At 50.9% G+C, this 16465-nt stretch carries 14 protein-coding genes; all 14 read left to right on the top strand.

Annotation, left to right across the window (positions count from 1 at the left end; genetic code table 11):
• The first annotated feature begins 18 nt into the window (after nucleotides 1–18).
• The 14 genes from GQF00_RS14690 to GQF00_RS14620 all read left to right on the top strand — a co-directional run bounded on the left by GQF00_RS14690 (nucleotide 19) and on the right by GQF00_RS14620 (nucleotide 16288).
• On the top strand, nucleotides 19–1122 hold the full coding sequence (locus tag GQF00_RS14690; RefSeq protein WP_161319943.1) for a glycosyltransferase family 4 protein: 1104 nt from the start codon (nucleotides 19–21) through the stop codon (nucleotides 1120–1122).
• Between the two features lie 19 nt (nucleotides 1123–1141).
• Nucleotides 1142–1891 carry a YdcF family protein gene (locus GQF00_RS14685; RefSeq protein WP_161319942.1) on the top strand — a complete coding sequence of 250 codons (750 nt, stop codon included), beginning with the start codon at nucleotides 1142–1144 and terminating at the stop codon, nucleotides 1889–1891.
• A gap of 368 nt (nucleotides 1892–2259) precedes the next feature.
• A complete protein-coding gene (gene wecA / locus GQF00_RS14680) occupies nucleotides 2260–3333 on the top strand; it encodes a UDP-N-acetylglucosamine--undecaprenyl-phosphate N-acetylglucosaminephosphotransferase (RefSeq protein ID WP_161319941.1) in 1074 nt (357 codons plus the stop codon).
• Nucleotides 3334–4147: 814 nt separating this feature from the next.
• Nucleotides 4148–5578 (top strand): MBL fold metallo-hydrolase, encoded by a 1431-nt coding sequence (locus tag GQF00_RS14675; protein ID WP_161319940.1) that lies wholly within the window; start codon nucleotides 4148–4150, stop codon nucleotides 5576–5578.
• Nucleotides 5579–6556: 978 nt separating this feature from the next.
• A complete protein-coding gene (gene rfbB / locus GQF00_RS14665) occupies nucleotides 6557–7627 on the top strand; it encodes a dTDP-glucose 4,6-dehydratase (protein ID WP_161319939.1) in 1071 nt (356 codons plus the stop codon).
• Entirely contained in the window at nucleotides 7624–8493 is an 870-nt protein-coding gene (gene rfbA / locus GQF00_RS14660; protein WP_161319938.1) for a glucose-1-phosphate thymidylyltransferase RfbA, read from the top strand. Before rfbB ends, rfbA begins: the two co-directional genes overlap by 4 nt.
• On the top strand, nucleotides 8493–9593 hold the full coding sequence (locus GQF00_RS14655; RefSeq protein WP_161319937.1) for a DegT/DnrJ/EryC1/StrS aminotransferase family protein: 1101 nt from the start codon (nucleotides 8493–8495) through the stop codon (nucleotides 9591–9593). The genes rfbA and GQF00_RS14655 overlap by 1 nt, the downstream gene beginning before the upstream one ends.
• Nucleotides 9590–10279, top strand: a complete 690-nt coding sequence (locus tag GQF00_RS14650; RefSeq protein WP_161319936.1) for a WbqC family protein — start codon at nucleotides 9590–9592, stop codon at nucleotides 10277–10279. The genes GQF00_RS14655 and GQF00_RS14650 overlap by 4 nt, the downstream gene beginning before the upstream one ends.
• Before the next feature lie 34 nt (nucleotides 10280–10313).
• Nucleotides 10314–11270, top strand: coding sequence for an NAD(P)-dependent oxidoreductase (locus GQF00_RS14645; RefSeq protein ID WP_161319935.1), 957 nt, complete (start codon nucleotides 10314–10316; stop codon nucleotides 11268–11270).
• Complete coding sequence (locus GQF00_RS14640) at nucleotides 11267–12193, top strand: hypothetical protein (RefSeq protein ID WP_161319934.1); 927 nt, start codon at nucleotides 11267–11269, stop codon at nucleotides 12191–12193. Before GQF00_RS14645 ends, GQF00_RS14640 begins: the two co-directional genes overlap by 4 nt.
• Nucleotides 12194–12197: 4 nt before the next feature.
• Complete coding sequence (locus tag GQF00_RS14635) at nucleotides 12198–12908, top strand: sulfotransferase (protein ID WP_161319933.1); 711 nt, start codon at nucleotides 12198–12200, stop codon at nucleotides 12906–12908.
• Nucleotides 12909–12923: 15 nt separating this feature from the next.
• Nucleotides 12924–13787: a sulfotransferase domain-containing protein gene (locus GQF00_RS14630; protein ID WP_161319932.1), complete on the top strand. Its 864-nt coding sequence runs from the start codon at nucleotides 12924–12926 to the stop codon at nucleotides 13785–13787.
• Nucleotides 13788–13827: 40 nt separating this feature from the next.
• The gene (locus GQF00_RS14625; RefSeq protein WP_161319931.1) at nucleotides 13828–15249 is read left to right on the top strand and encodes a lipopolysaccharide biosynthesis protein; all 1422 of its coding nucleotides are present in this window, start codon (nucleotides 13828–13830) and stop codon (nucleotides 15247–15249) included.
• Between the two features lie 52 nt (nucleotides 15250–15301).
• The gene (locus GQF00_RS14620) at nucleotides 15302–16288 is read left to right on the top strand and encodes a glycosyltransferase (RefSeq protein ID WP_161319930.1); all 987 of its coding nucleotides are present in this window, start codon (nucleotides 15302–15304) and stop codon (nucleotides 16286–16288) included.
• Nucleotides 16289–16465 lie beyond the last annotated feature (177 nt).

Here is a 16465-nt window from a genome sequence, read left to right as displayed (position 1 = left end):
GCAGCCTTGGTGAGTTGTATGGATACGGTTTTTCTCACGTCGAATACCTCCTGGTACTTGTATAACTTCCGTAAGAGCACTATTAGTGCCCTTAAAGACCAAGGTTACAAGGTGGTATGCCTTTCGCCTCTGGATGACTTCAGCCAAAGACTTGAGTATGAGCTGGGTGCTGAGCATGTGCCGCTACCCATGGTGGGGAAGAGCACCGGTGCGCTTCAGGAGCTTCGCAGCCTGTTGTTCATCTGGCAGACGTTCCGACGCCACAAGCCGGTTTTCGTCTTTAACTTCACCATCAAGCTGAACCTTTATGGTGGCTTGGCGTGTACGGTGTTGCGGGTGCCGTTTTCCAACAATGTCTCTGGCCTGGGGACGGCTTTTATCCATGATTCCTGGCTGTTTCGGCGGGTACGGCAGGTGTATGGCTGGGTGAATCGCCGGGCACGGCATTTGTTCTTTCAGAATGAGGAGGATCTGGCGGTATTCCGGAATGCCGGGTTGCTGGGTGATACGCCGCTAACACTGTTGCCGGGCTCCGGTGTGGACCTTGAGCATTTTAGTATGCAGCCTCTGCCTGCCACTGAGACGATTACCTTTGTGATGATTGCCCGCCTGATGGGGGACAAAGGTGTGCGGGAGTACGCCGGCGCGTGCCGGCTGCTCAAGGCGCAGGGTTTTCCGGTGCGTTGTCTGTTGGTGGGGCCGTTGGGGGTGAGTAACCACAGTGCGGTTAGTGAAGCGGAAGTCGCTGGTTGGCAGGGTGACGGTATTCTCGAGTATCGCGGTGCAACCGACGATGTGCGCCCGGTGATTGCGGAATCCCATGTGCTGGTGTTGCCGTCCTACCGTGAAGGGATGCCTCGTACGGTACTCGAAGCGGCGGCCATGGGCCGACCGGCTATTGTGACGGATGTGCCGGGTTGTCGGCAGGCCATTGAAGCTGGCAAGACTGGCTGGCTTTGTGAGGCACGCAGTGCTGAATCTCTTGCAGAGCAGATGTTGAAATTCATCGCAATGGGGGAAGAAGATCGGCAGCAGGCGGGGGTGGCGGCCCGTGCGCGGATGGAAGCCTCTTTCAGTGAGGCGCGGGTGGTCCAGGCTTATCTCGATTGCCTTGCCGGTTAATACAGCATAGGCATTATTCATGTACATCCTTTCCAAATTTGCCATTGCCCTTATATCTCCGCTGGGAGCTTCGTTGTTTCTCGGTGCTGTCGCGGTGCTTTTTGCGTTGTGTAAGTGGCGTCGTTTCTCTTTGCTGCTGGGTTTCCTGGCTTTGGGGTGGTTGTGGGTGTGGTCGCTGCCTGTTGCCAGTGACCGGTTGCGTGCCACCCTGGAAGGACAGTTTCCTCCCGTGACGGTCTCGGCCCTGCCAGAGGTGGACGCGATTGTGGTCTTGGGGGGCGGCGTGACGCCGCCTTCGATGGGTAGTGACATGCCTAACCTTGAGGGCGGTGCTGACCGTGTGTGGTTTGGAGCCAGGTTGTTTCATGCGGGTAAGGCGCCGTTGGTGGTGCTGAGTGGCGGTAGTGATCCTGAATACAGTGTATTTTCAGAGGCGGAATCCATGGCTCTTTTTATTGGGGCCATGGGGGTAGAGCGCGATGTGTTGCTCCTTGAGTCTGCCAGCCGTAATACCTCCCAGAATGCAGCTTTTACTGCAGGTCTCCTTGCTGAGGGGGGCGTTAACCGGATTCTGCTGGTGACTTCGGCGCTGCATATGCCCAGGGCGGTGGCACGGTTCGAGGAGGTAGGGATGACGGTGATCCCGGCGTCGACAGATCATGAGGTGTTACATCGGCCGGGATGGCAGCGCTGGCTGCCGGACACCGGGGCGTTGGATGGCAGCGCGCGGGCCATGAAGGAGTGGGTGGGCCTTTGGGTTGGGCGGTGAAAAAAAACAGCTGCGAGCTGTCAGCTTTGAGCTGCAAGCTGCGAGGAAGGGCAAGATCTGAAGATCGCCTGCGGGGAAGGCTTTCGTGTGGGGTGGGTCGGGATGGCCTTTTGGGGTTAGTGTCGGTTACTACTATTTTCTGGTTTTTCAGATTTTGTGCTTCTTTACCCCATTTAGGGGATCCGTTTCTAGCCTTGTGGCTATACAATTGCTGTAATTTTTTCGTCATTGAGTAGTGGTTCACTGTTCTGGCGAATAGAATCGCGCGTTGGTTTTTTTGAAATTTGGGCCTGGGCTGCTGTCTTCAAGAAGAGGGACCTTCTCTTGAGCCCGGTCTTTTTTGCCACCTAATTGATTAGGTTTTGTACATGGAAGCTGCCGGCACATCTCTTCTTTCGGGCGTTTTTGCCTTGATTTCTTTGCGGATGCTTATGCCCTTTGCGGTGAAATTCCGCCTTGTGGATAAACCCGATCAGCGTAAATTGCACAAAGGTGCGGTGCCCCTGGTGGGTGGTTTGAGTGCCTTCCTTGGCGTGTTTCTGGGCTTTATGCTCGGCATGCCGCTGACTTCCGGCTACCTGGTTTTCCTGTTGTGTGCCTCTGTGTTGGTGTTACTCGGCGCCGTGGATGATGCGCGGGATCTGCCTGCCAGGTTCCGTCTGCTTGCCCAGGTCGTGCTGGGGGCGTTGCTGGTTTATGGCTCTGGTGATTCACTGGAGTCGTTCGGCAATCTGGTTGGGCTAGGCGTTATTGAACTGGGTGTGTTTGGGCCGCTGGTGTCCATTGCTGCTGTGATCGGTGCTACCAATGCGTTCAATATGATTGACGGGATTGATGGCTTGGCAGGTAGTCTTTCACTGATTGCCTTGCTGTCTCTGGCGTTACTGTTTTCGGTATCCGCGGAACACGAGGCGGGTTTGGCGTTGTCTCTGGGATTGTCCTGTGCGCTGATTCCCTACTTGATGGCAAACTTGCGGATTCCTCCGTTCAAGCGTCGTATCTTCATGGGTGATGCGGGTTCCATGTTCATCGGTTTTGCCATTGTATGGCTGATGATTCAGGGGGCGCCGCTGGAAGGCGCAGCTTTCCGTCCGGTGACTGCGCTGTGGTTGATTGCGTTGCCGCTGATTGACATGGTGGCCATCATGGTACGGCGTGCGCGCAAGGGCCAATCGGTAATGAACCCGGATCGTGAGCATTTGCATCATATCTTCATGCGAGCTGGCTTCTCTGATCGCCAGGCCCTGGTGCTGATTTCTTTTGTGGCCATGCTGTTTGCTGGTTTTGGCCTTCTGGGTGAATTCTTCCAGATCCCCGAGTGGGTGATGTTTGCGGCCTTCACATTGGTGTTTGCCCTGTATGATTATGCGCTTGGCCGGGTGTGGCGTTTGCTGGCCCTGTTTCGGCGCAAAAGCTCAGTTAGAAAACTGACTGTAGGGTAATGGAGGTGCCTCCTTGGCTTGCTATTGGCTGTTCAAGACAAATGAAAAAGCTACAAGCACAAGCCAAACAGACTCTGCTCTCGGCCCAATGAGTCTTCGTTTTCTTCTGCAAGCTTGTTGTTACACTGCCTTCACGCCAGTGGACCAACATGTTTGCTTTGCTCGTTGCCTCTTCCTGCATCAGTGATCCTTTTCGCTTCAGTTATATCCGATTGCTGCTATGCCATTATTGTGTTCAGGTTGGAATAGTTTTTGGCAGAATGACGGTGCGTAAAATTGAGCGTCGTGGTCCGGGCCTTAGGGTTTAGCCTTCTTTCCCGCAGGGAGCCGGCAGGGTGCTTTGGAAGGGGAGTGTTATTTGCGACTCAAGCAGAGTGCTGATGGCTTGAGCGCAAGAGGCTGTTGCAGGAAAAGGGTTAGACTGTTCGTTTGCGGGCCAGCTCCTACGAGGGAGGATTTTCTGGGTGCCGGGAATGCTGAGCCTATTCGAATATGATGCCGCGTCTATCAATATCGGCCATGGCGATTCTCACTTCCTCATAACAGAACGCATCGGCAGGTTCCTACGGTGCCTAGGCTTGGGTGCTTGTTTGTATATCTGGGCAGTTGGGGGGCATCATTCGGACAGTACGTTGTTTTTCCCTCCGTAAGCGTTGAAGGCTGCGCCAGGGATTGGTGCGGAGAAATACAGCTATGAGCCGCGAGCTGCTAGCGACGAGAAAAGGCAGGGAGGTCCGTGCATTTGGCAGTGACTTTGTTGTTTGCCTCGTCGCTAGCAGCTCGTAGCTATTAGCTGCTTTTCAAAGGATTGAACATGGATTGTCGTGATGAACGCCAGGATGGCGGGTTTCCTTATGTGGTGCACCACGGTGCGGTGCAAGGGGTGACGGGCTCGGCCCATGAATGGGTGGTGAGCGAGTCGGCCTCGGTGCTGATTGACTGTGGGTTGTTTCAGGGCCGTGATACCGGCCCGGCTGGCGCGTCTGCGTCGGATCTTTCCATTGATTTCGATATTTCCCGGATTCAGGCAGTGGTGCTGACCCATGTGCACATTGATCACGTGGGCCGGTTGCCGTGGCTGTTTGCGGCGGGCTACGACGGCCCGGTGTTTTGCAGTGAGCCGTCCGCGCGGTTGCTGCCCATTGTGCTGGAGGATGCCTTCAAGCTGGGCATCAGCCGCCAGCCCGAGCAGGTGGAGGCATTTCTCACGTTGCTTGAGGCCCGACTGGTGGCGGTGCCCTATGAGGCCTGGACAGCGCTGCCACTGGAGGGCGAGTCGGTTTTTGTCCAGCTGTTGCCGGCGGGGCATATTCTTGGTTCGGCCTCGGTCTCCTGCCGAAATTCACAGGGGCATGTGACGGTGTTCTCCGGGGATCTGGGGGCCAGGCTGGCGCCGATTCTCCGTTCCGCGCAGCCACCTTACCGGGCCGATTGCCTGGTGATCGAAAGCACCTACGGGGACCGCTTGCATGAAGGGCGGGCGGCGCGCTCGGCCCGACTTGAGCGGGCCTTGATGAGAGCTATGGAGGATAAGGGCACGTTACTCATTCCCGCCTTCAGTATTGGCCGTACCCAGGAATTGCTGTACGAGCTGGAAGGGCTGATTCATCGTCATCGCTCTGCGCCGCTGAATGAGCATCTGGATTGGGATGAACTGCCGATCATTCTCGATTCGCCGCTGGCCAGCCGGTTCACCCGGGTGTATCGGGAGCTGGATGATTTCTGGGATGCGGAAGCCCTTGAACGTCTTGATGAGGGGCGTCGGCCGCTGAGCTTTGAGCAGTTGCTTACCGTGGATGATCATGATGCTCATCAGCGCATGGTGCGTCATCTGGCAGAAAGTGCTCGTCCGGCAGTGGTGATAGCCGCCAGCGGCATGTGTGCCGGTGGACGGATCATGAATTACCTGAAGGCGATGCTGACCGACCCTCGCCATAATCTGCTGTTTGTGGGGTATCAGGCCAGGGGAACACCCGGGCGGGTGATCCAGCAGGAGGGGCAGGGGGGTGAGGTGGTACTGGATGGTCAGCGCTATTCCATTGCCGTGCCGGTGACGTCCATCAGTGGCTATTCCGCCCATGGAGACCAGCGGGATCTGCTGGATTTTGTGGAGGGGATGGAAGATTGGCCAGAGGAAATCAGGGTGGTGCATGGGGACCCGAAGGCAAAAGCCGGGCTGAAGGCCGCGCTGGAGGATCAGTATCGGCGCCGGGGGATGTCGGTGGGGGTGTGTTTGCCGGGGTAGTCTGGTACTAGCTACGAGCGTCTAGCTGCTAGTTAAGACATCGCGCCGCCAGGGCCGGTTTTATGTGGGAGCTTGCTTGCAAGCGAATGGTCCTGCCCCGGGCAAACGGGAGATCGCTTGCAGCCAAGCTCCTACGAAAACCGCTCCTGTGGTGAGGGGGGCGGCTTTCCCGACTCTTTGCTTATTCCTATTTCGAATCAATAACCCCTTCTTATATCCCTTTTTAGCTGTAAAATGCGGCTTTTATGATCATGCGTGCTGCACCGCAAGGGTTCGCAGACTGAATCTGGATATTCTGCTTACCTTGTTGATAGTGGCCTCGGTGCTGGTAACCGTGATTATTCTCCGGCCCAGCGCTGGAAGGTTTTGCCAATCCTGGCTTATGACCTCTGCCGTCCTGTACGTGGTGGAGGCGACGTTACACGATCCCGGGGCGATCGACTGGGTGGCTCACAGGCTACTTGGCCAACCCAAGACAGTACTTTCCAGCCAGTTCCAGCTAATTGCGCCAGCGTAGTCGCTGCTCAGCGCGTTTCTGAACAACGTCACTGTGGTGGGGATGATGATTCTTGCGGTGCAGGAATGGGCTCAGCGCTTGAAGCTGTCTGCATTCGGCATTATTGATGTGGCCTGGGTGGGTATTCCCGTGCTGCTGGTGTGTTGCCTTGAGTGAGGACGTTTGATCGCTGCAATGATGGATCATTCAACTTCATGTGATTACATCGCAGGCAAAAGGTTACAATGAGGATTTATAGGGGCTGCGGCCGGTGAAACAGTTCTGGCTTTGAGTATGGAACACTGCCTTTGGTGATTGTTTGATAATGCTCTCCCTCTCCTCGAACCATGGCTTGGTTGGTGGTGCATTCCCCACGAATATCGGCAATGCGACAGACCTGCTAGGCTAAGCTCCCGCCTGAAGGTAAAGGGGGCACGCCGTTCATCGGCATTAGCGACGACACTGAACGAAAAGAGTATTTCATGAAGATTTTGGTTACCGGCGGTGCGGGCTTTATCGGTTCCGCTGTGATTCGTCACATCATTAACAACACGGACGGCAGCGTAGTCAATGTGGACAAGCTGACCTACGCCGGTAACCTGGAAAGCCTGGCGGAGGTCGTTGACAGTCCTCGCTATGCGTTCGAGCAGGTGGATATCTGCAACAGACAGGAGCTGGAGCGTGTTTTCCAGACCCATAAACCTGACGTAGTTATGCACCTCGCTGCGGAAAGTCATGTAGACAGATCTATTGATGGCCCTGCGGCCTTCATGGAAACCAACATCATCGGGACCTATACCTTGCTGGAGGCTGCTCGACAGTACTGGTTATCCCTGGGGGAAACGGCTCAGCAGGCGTTTCGCTTTCATCATATCTCGACTGATGAAGTCTACGGTGATCTGGAAGATCCTGAAGATCTGTTTACTGAATCCACTCCGTATGCCCCCAGTTCACCGTATTCGGCCAGCAAGGCGAGCTCTGATCACCTGGTGCGAGCCTGGCGCCGAACCTACGGGCTTCCGACGCTGATTACGAATTGCTCAAACAACTATGGACCCTACCATTTTCCGGAAAAGCTGATTCCGCTGATGATTCTCAATGCTCTGGAAGGCAAGCCCCTCCCTGTTTACGGGAAGGGCACCCAGGTCAGAGACTGGCTCTACGTGGAAGACCATGCCCGTGCACTCTACAAGGTGGTTACTGAAGGTCGGGTTGGCGAGACATACAATATTGGTGGTCATAACGAAAAGCAGAATATTGAGGTGGTGCATGCCCTCTGTGCACTTCTTGAAGAGCTGGTACCAGAGAAACCAGAGAACGTGAAAAATTATCATGATCTGATCACCCACGTGCAGGACCGGCCCGGCCATGACCTGCGCTATGCCATTGATGCGAACAAAATGGCCTGTGAATTGAACTGGAAACCGGCAGAAACATTCGAAACGGGCATCAGAAAGACTGTTGAGTGGTATTTGAGCAACAGTGAGTGGTGCCAACATGTTCAAGATGGCAGCTATCGTCGTGAGCGCTTGGGTAAAGGAGAGAAAACATGAAAGGTATCATCCTGGCGGGAGGATCCGGAACCCGGCTTTATCCCATCACCAAGGGGGTCTCCAAACAGCTCTTGCCCGTTTACGACAAGCCGATGATTTACTACCCGTTATCCGTGCTAATGCTGGCGGGAATCCGGGAAATACTGATTATCACGACCGCTGAAGAGCTGAGTAGCTACCAGCGCCTTTTGGGTGATGGCGAGCAATTTGGCATCTCTTTGCAATACAAGATACAGCCGAGCCCGGATGGACTTGCACAAGCATTTATTCTCGGTGAGGAATTCATAGGCAAAGATAGCGTTTGCCTGGTGCTGGGAGACAACATCTTCTATGGCCAGAACTTTAGCCCGAAGCTTCAGGCTGCTGCCGCCAAAACCAGCGGTGCCACGGTGTTTGGCTATCAGGTGAAAGATCCTGAGCGTTTTGGTGTTGTGGAATTTGATGACAATAAACGCGCTATCTCCATTGAAGAAAAGCCAGAGAAACCCAAATCCAATTACGCGGTGACGGGCCTCTATTTTTATGACAATGATGTCATCGAGATTGCCAAGGCCGTGCAGCCCTCAGCGCGTGGAGAGGTTGAAATTACCAGTGTAAACGAGGCCTATCTTAATCGTGGGGACCTTGATGTAGAGCTCCTCGGACGAGGCTTTGCGTGGTTGGATACCGGTACTCATGAAAGCCTTTTGGAAGCCGCCCAGTTTGTAGAAACCATCGAAAGACGGCAGGGCTATAAAATTGCCTGCCTGGAGGAAATCGCCTGGCGGAAAGATTGGCTGAGCACCGAGCAAGTGGAAGAAGTTGGGCGTTCGTTGTCGAAAAACGGGTACGGGCAGTACCTGCTTGATATTATCAAGGGGCCATAATGATTCCTGTGGTCAAGCCGTACCTACCGAGCCGCGAGAAGCTGGACAAGTATATTGACGGAATCTATGAGCGTGCATGGCTCAGCAATAATGGTCCTCTGGTTCAGGAACTGACTGCGCGGCTGGAAGATTATCTTCAGGTTAGCAATCTTCTGTTGGTCTCCAACGGCACACAGGCGTTGCAAGTCGCTTACCATGCGCTTGAGCTCAGTCGTGGGGCGCAGGATACCGAGATAGAGGCAATTACCACCCCGTTTTCCTTTATCGCGTCTGCAAGCTCCCTCAAATGGGAAGGCATCAACCCTGTATTTTCTGACATACACCCTCAGACCTGGTGTTTGGATCCTGCCGGGCTTGAATCTGCCATTACCCCAAAGACACGCGCTCTGGTTCCTGTGCATGTTTTTGGCAATGCCTGCGATGTGTCGGCAATAGACGCCATTGCCAGGAAGCACGGCCTGAAAGTTATTTATGATGCATCCCATGCCTTTGGCGTAAAGTTCAAAGGAGAAGGTCTGCTAAATCATGGTGATGCTGCAACCCTCAGTTTTCATGCCACCAAGCTTTTCCACACAGTGGAAGGTGGTGCCGTCGTGTTCAAGCGAAAAGAAGACCTCGAACGCGCAAGAAAAATTATCAACTTTGGTATTGCTGGTTCCGGACGCATTGAAGCGTTGGGGATTAATGCCAAAATGAACGAGTTCCAAGCCGCAATGGGCTTGTGTGTCCTTGATGAAATCGATGCCAATATTGATGCTCGAAGTAAAGTATGGCGCTTCTACAAGCAGGAGCTGAGTGACACCGTACAATTTCAATGCCAAGACGCTGATCTGGTCAGTAATTTCTCGTATGCGCCGATAGTTTTAAACAATGAAGGTGAGGTGGAAAGAGTGATTGCTGCGCTGGCGATGATAGATATTCAGAGCAGAAGATATTTCCATCCCTCACTGGAATCCCTGCCTTGCCTGGGACAGCACAAAGTGCAGCCAGAATCTTCCTTGATCGCGAGCCGAATACTTTGTCTTCCGATGTACGCGGGGCTTAATCAGGAAGTTCAGAAGAAAATCACGAACACGATAAAGGCAGAGTTGAATCAATGAGACTTGCTCTGATGCAACCTTACCTCTTTCCCTATATAGGCTATTACCAGCTTGTTTATGCTGCAGACCTTTTTCTGGTTTATGACGATGTCGCCTACATTAAACAGGGGTATATCAACAGGAATAGCATTCTTAATAAAAATGGGGTAACGCGATTTACTGTGCCTGTTCCGGGTGCGTCGTCTTTCAAGATGATCTCTGAGCTTAGTTTTTCCGAAGACGTTCGGAAAGTCCAGCAAGCGATACAGCAGAGCTATTCAAAATCCCCGTATTTTGATGCCGTTTTCCCCATGATAAATGAGATTCTTGAACACCCTGGCCGCTCTATTGCGGATCTATGCATGCACAGCTTTAAGGTTGTGTTCTCATATCTGGGTATAGAAAAGGAAATGCTGAAAACCAGCGACCTTGAATATGAAAGGAGCTTGTCGGCTCAAGACCGGATTCTGGCGTTGTGTGAAAAATTCGGGGCCGACACCTACATTAATGTCCCGGGTGGACGAAAGTTATATTTAAAGCAAGACTTTGAGGATAGAGGGGTAGATCTACAGTTCATTGGCCCTGAGGGGGTTTCCTATGCCCAGAGAGGTGAGGAGTTTGTTCCTGATCTCTCAATGATAGATATTCTCATGAATTGTTCGGCGGATGAAACTGTGGATTTATTAAAGCGTTACACGCTTTCCTGACAGTCATGTGCTCATCTGGCTATTGAGGTGATAAATGAAGAGCGTTTTGGTCCTGGGAGCATCGGGCAGTCTTGGCCGCGGTATTATTGGCTCTCTTAAAGACCGATACAGAGTTACGGCTACCTACTCGGGAAACAAGTTTGAAGAAGAGGGGGTGGATGTACAAAGAGTTGATATCACGGACCCGTCGAGCCTTGAAGCATTGGGCGGTGAATATGAAGCGGTTATTTTTATAGCTGGTGCGATGCCTGCCACTATGGCTGGTTACCACCCACAACGCTATATCGACACGAATATCTCCGGAACACTTAATGTTCTTGAGTACTGCAGGGTCTCAGGCATAAAGAAGGTCGTCTATGTAATGACCTTCTCTGATGTCTCTCACAAGTTTTATAATGGCGTGCCGATCAAGAGTGATGAAGAAAGAGGGCTGACCTATACCGGGGATCATGCCGTTTACGCAATCACTAAAGTGGCTGCCTGCGATCTTATTGAACATTATCATCAGGAATGGGGCTTGCAGACCATTATTCTGCGAATCCCGACGGTTTACTGTGCGGATGAGAACTTTAACTACTTTGTTGACGGAAAAGAGAAGGTTAAAGCATATGTGCAGATGATCAAATCGATCGTCGCTAACAAGAGTGTAGAGGTATGGGGTAATCCGGGTAACGCCAAAGATATGCCTTACATCAAGGATTTTTCACGCTTGGTGGGCTTGGCAGTGGATAATGAAACCGCTCAGGGTACCTTTAATGCCGGTACCGGCGCTCCCGTTAGCCTTGATGAACTGGTCGATACAATGATTGAGGTGTTTTCTCCGAATGAGGCGGTGGAGAAAATCTATAAGCCAGAAAATGCTTCTCAGCCGAATTTTACGTTCGATATGTCCAAGACAAATGAAGTGTTTGGATTCGAGCCTGAATGGGACTTGAAAAGCATGCTTGAAGATATTCGTGATGTTCTGGGAATTAAGGCATTCAGGTCATGACTTCAGCAACGCTTCTTCTCCACTTGGGCCTGCCTAAAACAGCGACTAGCTCATTACAACATAATGTGTTTTTGCCGCTTGGAAGAGAAGGCCGGATAAATTTTTTAGGCAAGTGTCTTGATTACAATTACAAGACAGCTAAAGTCTCGGTGGAAAATTATCGTGGAAAATTTATCCGCGATGTCGCTGAAGGGAAAATGTCCCTTGGGGAAGGAAGGGAAGCTCTTGAGGCAAGTCTGAACCCGGATCGACTGAATGTTTTCAGTGACGAAGGCATTATGGTGGCTTACCCCGGTAGGGCTAATCTCACACTAGCTGAAAAATTTGCCAATTTGGAAAAGCTGCTTACCGGATACAATGTCAAAGTTGTAGTGACTCTTCGAGAGCCGGTGGATTATCTGTATTCGCTCTACGTTGAACTCTACCCGGATTTTTGTAGCAAGGTTCGAGAGCTCGACAGCGTAGAGAAGTACACGAATACATTGCTTGAGCGCCCTGATGATTGTTTGTTCGAATCATACCATTTTAGCAAATGGCTTTCTCGCCTAGAGAAATCTTTCCCGGTGACGGTTATTGAATACGATCAATTGAAGGACCCAGCGTCTGAAGCATTCACTATATGGAGTTCGCTTCTAGGCATAACTCAGGATGATTTTTACGAACACTTCAATTCACAGGCAGTAAATACCAAAAAGAAAAGCGGGAAGGAAGTTGAAATTGTCAGGGATCTAAAAGGCCTGGAAATTTATTTCCATGGGTTGCTTGTGAATAGCGGTTTTGTCTTTAGAGCTGTTAAAAAGCTTTATCATGCCTTTGGTATAAAAAAGCTGCTTCGTTATCGTTTTGGGGCCGGAGCGACCCATAAGTATCCTTCTGATGCCAAGTGCCAGGAGCTAAAGGCGGTGCTGGGTTATGGAGAATAGCATTATGACTAACGATAGTGGGTTACGTCGTCTGATCAGGCCTGTATATTACTATCTCCGCAGTGTCACGGACACGCTGAGAGTCCTTTTTCGCGGCAAACAAAAAGTTTTTGTGCTGGGGTTTAATAAGACTGGCACTACCACAATGAAAAAGGCCTTGGACGACCTTGGTTATATGGTGGGTAGTGAGCGAGCAGCGAAACCACTTTTTAAAGACTGGAAGAAACGTGATTTCAAGCCGATCATCGCGTTTTGCAAATCGGCTGAAGCATTCCAGGATTCTCCTTTTTCATTTCCTTATACCTATGTGGCCCTTGATCAAGCCTATCCTGGCAGCAAGTTCATCCTGACGGTCCGTGATGATGAGGAACAGTGGTATCGTTCCATCACCCAATTCCATTCGAAGCTTTGGGGTGAGGGTGATGGTACGCCACCGACCAAGGAACAGCTGAAAACCGCTTTCAATGCTTATAAAGGTCGCCCATGGGATGTGAATAGAGCCTTGTTCAACTCCCCGGAATCTGATCCCTATGACGAAGCCGCACTCAAGAGCTTCTACAGATGGCACAACCACTGCATTAAGGAATACTTCCGCGACAGGGCGGATGATCTCCTGGTGATTAATGTGGCTAAGCCCGGCGCTTACAGGGAGTTTGTCGATTTTTTAGGTGTTGAATCATCCGCCGATGGGTTTCCCTGGGAAAACAAAACCTGAATTGTGAGTGATGTCTTGAAAGCATTCATCAAGAAATCGGTAAGACACCTGCGTGAAGCCGCTTTTGGCGGTGGCCGACCGGATTTCATTATCGTCGGAGCTCAGAAGTGTGGCACGTCTTCCCTGTTTGATTATCTGAATAAGTCCCCTGGCATGTTGGGCTCGACCATTAAGGAGCTGCATTACTTCGACAGAGAGGACAATTTCGGAAAAGGTGATCAGTGGTATGAATCTCACTTCCTGAGGTTGCCAGGCAAGCAGAATTTGTTGTTTGAGGCTTCGCCGTCATACCTGGCGCGTGAAGTAGTCCCTGAGAGAATCAAGGCCTACAAACCCGACATCAAGATAATTGTTCTTTTGAGAGAGCCGGTAAGCCGTGCCTACTCAGCCTGGAATATGTACCGTTACATGAGTGAAGAGGGCAAAGTCCCTGCATCGACACTCAATGATCATCTTGGTCGTACCGAAAGCCCCATCTTTAAGGTTTTTTTTAAAAATGGCTGCCCGTCTTTTTCCGATTATATCAATTACGAACTTGACTTGATTGGTCAGGGTGAGACGGAAGAAGAGCCGGGTTTGCTAAGGAGGGGGTTGTACAAACCTCAACTGGAACGTTATGCCAGCTTCTTTGGAAGAGAGAATCTTCTTATTATCGGGTTTGGTGAGTTGAAGCGAGATCCAGAGGCCGTGATAAAGCGGTGTCATGAATTCGTTGGCCAGCCTTATCATCAGCCGGTGCAAAATAAGGAGAGAAAAATCCAGAACCAAAAGCCGTATGTGTCGCCAATTGGTGAGCATGATATGGCGGTTCTGAACGAATTTTACTCCAGGCCAAATGCCGAGCTGCATGATTGGCTTGGTTATGAAATAGACTGGTGATTGAGTATTTTTGGTGTCGAAATCTAGCAGGAAAATAGGGGTGGGCGTATTCTGGACCTTCCTGGAAGTTCTTCTTTCCAGAGGTGCGCAGACTTTTTTCACTCTTTTTTTGGCATCGATTTTAGCGCCAGAAGCGTTTGGTTTAATTGCTATTGTCGCTGTTGTTTTTGAGCTTTCCAACGCTATGGTCAATGCTGGCTTCACCCAGGCATTGATCAGGGCCAAGACAATTAGTGATGAGGAACTGAGCACAGCTTTCTGGAGCAATCTCGGGATTTCTTTGATCATTTATCTTTTGATCATCAGCATTTCGGGAGGTATTGCAGACTTTTACGATGAAGCTGTGATTGGTCCAATGGTGATAATCATGGGCTTGGCTGTCATCGTTAATGCATTTCGGATAGTGCAAACGGCAATTCTTAGCCGCGATATGAATTTCAAGTCGCAAATGCTCGCGGCGACAACAGGGACGATGGTTTCTGGCGTAATTGCTGTAGTGATGGCCTATAACGGAGCTGGGGTATGGAGTCTTGTTGCCCAGATGCTCATTAGTCAGGTTGTTAACACCGTCTTTCTCTGGTGTTCGACGCACTGGTTGCCCAGGTTTCAGTTTAACTACCAGGCGTTTATTCAGCTTTTTGATTTTGGTAAATACCTGGTTGTTGCCAATATATTCAATATCCTTTTCAAGAACTCCTATGCGTTAGTCATCGCTAAGCTTTTCAGTCCGGAAGTGACGGGCCTTTACTACATGGCCAACAAGATCACCAAAATTCTTTCGCAACAGATGACGGGTGTGATTCAGAGAGTCTCTTTTCCCATGCTTTCGAAGCTTCAGGATAATGATGAAGTCTTGAAGGAGAGATATCGGCAGATAATGCAGTTAAGCGTCTTTGCTATGTCGTTTGTCATGTTGGGGTTAGGGGTTTTTGCAAAACCGCTTTTTGAGGTTTTGCTTGATGAGAAATGGGCTCAATCTGTGGTCTTCCTGCAGCTCCTTTGCCTGACAGGTCTCTTTTATCCCGCTCACGCCTTGAATGTGAATTTGCTCATGGTTAAGGGGAGAACAGATCTCAATCTTCGGCTTAACCTGATAAAAAAAGTGATTCAGCTCGCAGTGTTGATTGGATCCGTATCTTACGGAGTCCTTGGTATTGTGGTTGGGCAGGTACTTGCCTCTGTTCTTTCTCTTGTTCCCAATACCTTGTATACCAGCCGTCTTATTGGTTACACATTTTGGCTTCAATTTCTTGATTTGATAAAGCCGGTGCTGTCAGCTTTGCTTGGTGCGGCTGTGTTTTGGGGTTTCATGAAGGTTGATATTTCACCGATCCTGCTCAAGCAAATGTTAGCTGGGGTGCTGGCATGTGCCTGCTATCTGGCTTCATCATTTGTGTTGAGAGCAGAAGGTGCATTGATGATGTTGAAGCAGCTCAAAGCGCTTCATGCTCGATTAAAGTAAATATATTTCCCGGGTGAACGATTCGATGGGTAATGGAAGGGAAAAAGTAACGATGGATGTGCTAACGGTTGGTTCCCAAGCTCCAAGGCCGCCAGAACCCCTGCCGGAATCCGACATCATGGCTTACTGGAGTAATCCGGAAGACAAGCCCGTGGTTTCGATATTGTGCCACTGCTTTAATCATGAACTCTTTCTGGAGGATACCCTGAACGGTTTTCTGATGCAGAAAACCGACTTTCCCTGGGAAATCATTGTGCATGATGATGCTTCTACTGATAACTCTGCCGATATCATCCGGCGTTATGCAGAGGCCTATCCGTCGATCATCAAGCCTATACTCCAGGAAGAGAACCAGTTCAGTCAGGGGTTGAGGCCTACTTTTTTTACCACCAAGGCAGCCCTTGGTGAGTATTTTGCTCCGTGTGATGCCGATGATTACTGGCTGGATCCCGACAAGCTTCAGAGGCAGGCGGATTTCCTGTCAAATAATCCCAAGTATGCAGTGTGTGGACACAACGCCTTCATTGTCGAATCCGGAACAGTTGTCAAAACCTCCAAACTGCCGCCGATCAATAGAGCAGATGTCTCTGCAAAAAGGCTGTCTCAAGGCTGGTTCATCCTGACATTTACCACCATGTTCAGGCGTGATTATGACTGGTACCCGGAAGAACACTCAAAAGTGGTCAACGGGGATGCCTTCTTCTTCAGTCGCCTGGGCAAGGTTGGTGGCTACAAGTATCTGTCAGACATCAAGCTTGGGGCCTATCGCGCGCACCCTGGTGGGGTTTGGTCTGCTCTGGATCAACAGAGTCGGGATGCCACAACGCTTAATAGCGCTTACTGGATGTCCCAGTATTACAAGCGTATAGGCGATAGAAGCTTGAGTTTTCACTATGCCCAGAAAGTATCCCTGACCGCATTGGAAAGTCTCGACGTCATGAGCATCCCTCAGTTGCTCTACTTTAACTGGAAGTTGATCAGGCAAATGATCAAGAAGCGGTTTCGTTTTCTTGCCCAGCTATTGAATAAACAGGATTAAGGATAGCGCGTCCGCATCTTGTGACTGTTCATATGGTTGTATACTCATAGCCCGCCCCGGCAGGCTTACCGAAGATTCAGCCACAGTGATCCTGCCCAGGACTTTCGGACACGCTTTTAAGCAGCTTGTTGTGCCTCAAACGCTTCCGGGCTGAGGTGGCCGTTGGCGCTGTGTCGG

Origin of the sequence: Alcanivorax sp. DP30, assembly GCF_009882945.1 — a bacterium.
In the GTDB taxonomy this organism is placed as follows: domain Bacteria; phylum Pseudomonadota; class Gammaproteobacteria; order Pseudomonadales; family Alcanivoracaceae; genus Alcanivorax.
The sequence above is the reverse complement of the archived record's forward strand: the minus strand, read 5'-3'. Positions and strand labels throughout refer to the sequence as shown.

Coding starts and splice junctions, on each gene's coding strand:
- GQF00_RS14685 (WP_161319942.1), top strand. CDS start 1,142: ATGTACATCCTTTCCAAATTTGCCATTGCCCTTATATCTCCGCTGGGA.
- wecA (WP_161319941.1), top strand. CDS start 2,260: ATGGAAGCTGCCGGCACATCTCTTCTTTCGGGCGTTTTTGCCTTGATT.
- GQF00_RS14620 (WP_161319930.1), top strand. CDS start 15,302: ATGGATGTGCTAACGGTTGGTTCCCAAGCTCCAAGGCCGCCAGAACCC.
- rfbB (WP_161319939.1), top strand. CDS start 6,557: ATGAAGATTTTGGTTACCGGCGGTGCGGGCTTTATCGGTTCCGCTGTG.
- GQF00_RS14640 (WP_161319934.1), top strand. CDS start 11,267: ATGACTTCAGCAACGCTTCTTCTCCACTTGGGCCTGCCTAAAACAGCG.
- GQF00_RS14635 (WP_161319933.1), top strand. CDS start 12,198: ATGACTAACGATAGTGGGTTACGTCGTCTGATCAGGCCTGTATATTAC.
- GQF00_RS14645 (WP_161319935.1), top strand. CDS start 10,314: ATGAAGAGCGTTTTGGTCCTGGGAGCATCGGGCAGTCTTGGCCGCGGT.
- GQF00_RS14675 (WP_161319940.1), top strand. CDS start 4,148: ATGGATTGTCGTGATGAACGCCAGGATGGCGGGTTTCCTTATGTGGTG.
- GQF00_RS14655 (WP_161319937.1), top strand. CDS start 8,493: ATGATTCCTGTGGTCAAGCCGTACCTACCGAGCCGCGAGAAGCTGGAC.
- GQF00_RS14650 (WP_161319936.1), top strand. CDS start 9,590: ATGAGACTTGCTCTGATGCAACCTTACCTCTTTCCCTATATAGGCTAT.
- rfbA (WP_161319938.1), top strand. CDS start 7,624: ATGAAAGGTATCATCCTGGCGGGAGGATCCGGAACCCGGCTTTATCCC.
- GQF00_RS14690 (WP_161319943.1), top strand. CDS start 19: ATGGATACGGTTTTTCTCACGTCGAATACCTCCTGGTACTTGTATAAC.